Source organism: Bathymodiolus azoricus thioautotrophic gill symbiont (assembly GCF_001298715.1).
Classification (GTDB): Bacteria; Pseudomonadota; Gammaproteobacteria; order PS1; family Pseudothioglobaceae; genus Thiodubiliella.
Genome location: NZ_CDSC02000139.1, coordinates 1 through 1,497, shown reverse-complemented (window position 1 = coordinate 1,497; position 1,497 = coordinate 1). Strand labels below are relative to the sequence as shown.

Genomic DNA, 1,497 nt, shown 5'->3' with positions numbered 1-1,497 from the left:
TTGAGTCAATTAATTGTGTTTTAATATTATTTTTAATATCAGTAGGTATGCCAATACTACTCAAAGGCTTTTCAAAATTCAATTGCACCTCTTGATCCACATCAAGCATCAGTTTAATAGTCTCACCAGGAAAACTTAACAAGCGTAACTCAGCATTTACACTGCTTAAGCTTAATAGCGTTATTAATACAATTAATAATTTAATCACTAGTAACTAACTCCCTTAATCTAACTGGCCGCTCAAATGGCACATCAAGTTGCAATCCCCAAGGATTAGATTGTGCATCAATGTTCCTATAGACAACTTTGATAGAATGTTGAATCCTTAAATCCTTAAAACGCTGGTTATTAATATGCTCTTGTTGATGGAAGACAATCTGAACTAGCCACCCATCAGATTGCTTGATAACATTACTTGTTCGATACATATCTTCTTCTTGTAAAGAACGCTCCCTGCCACTTAATTGCCCTAAATTTAACAGGTTTTCGTATTCATCTAAAAGGTATGCGCGATACTCTGGTGTAATGTATGCATAATATTTGTCAATATTTTTTCTAAAGTCTACTTTGCCATCTTTCCATAAGTTCAACTGCTGAGTTATTGCCCCTGCAAAAGAATAAATTTCAAAATGATCTATTTCACCAGTATTAACAGTCGCTCCAAATTCTAAATTGGGTGGTAGAGAAATTCGATATGTTTTGTTGCTTGATAATATCAAAATAACAACGATTGAGACAAAAAGCACAAGAACTAGCGCCAAAATTACCGAGTACATCTTTTTCTCTTTAGCTCTTATTGACTTGTCTACATCGATTAAATCCTCTTTAGAAAACATATTACCGCCCTAATCACCGATTTGTTTCGTAAACGATGAATATATATGACTACTTTGCACATTTACGCCAAAAAACCCATTGACAAAGAGCGCTAGTTTTTTTATGTAAAACCTTTCGGGTAAATTGCGCTTTTTATCTTGATACCAAGTCGCTAATACGATCAATGAAACAATCGACAAAATGCCAGAAACGATTAAACCAATGCTAATTGATACTGGGACAAATAACGCAAGAATACTAAGAATAATAAATGAAAATAAAAACAAGAACAACAGCTCTATCAGCGAGCACGACTTGTATACTCCTATATTCTCAACTAGTTTCATTTTAGATATCCATATAAGCAATTATCAACATTGCAATAACAAAAGTAAGTATTACCACCACCATTGTCATTGCAATGCTTGACCATAAAATACCAGAGTCGCCTTTTTTTCTGGCCTCTGATAATGCGCCTATGATTGTGAACACCCCAGTGATTAAGGCAGCGGCAATTGCCACCCATGCGGCGTAATAAAAAAATTGCTGTGCAAGCTCCCATAATGTCGCCATAATGTCATTGGAATCTACGGTTATTGATCCAACCCTTGTTGGTATGCCTGCATACGCTTTAGTGCTTAATATGCTTGCGATTGGTGCAAGTGTTAAAAATATCTTTTT

Annotated in this window: 3 protein-coding genes; all 3 read right to left on the bottom strand. The window is 35.1% G+C overall.

The genetic code is table 11. From position 1 onward, the window contains the following. The coding region (locus BAZSYMA_RS02745) for a hypothetical protein (protein WP_143243075.1) at positions 1–208 on the bottom strand (208 nt) is incomplete at its 3' end. Beyond that, on the bottom strand, positions 201–836 hold the full coding sequence (locus tag BAZSYMA_RS02740; protein WP_090715393.1) for a DUF2895 family protein: 636 nt from the start codon (positions 834–836) through the stop codon (positions 201–203). The genes BAZSYMA_RS02745 and BAZSYMA_RS02740, both read right to left, overlap by 8 nt. Before the next feature lie 328 nt (positions 837–1,164). Continuing rightward, positions 1,165–1,497 (bottom strand): hypothetical protein (locus tag BAZSYMA_RS09825; protein WP_195910062.1); only part of this gene is annotated, 333 nt, incomplete at its 5' end.

What these genes read in the sequence shown, in the direction of transcription:
- BAZSYMA_RS02740 (WP_090715393.1), bottom strand. Translation starts at nt 836, where the DNA reads ATGTTTTCTAAAGAGGATTTAATCGATGTAGACAAGTCAATAAGAGCT.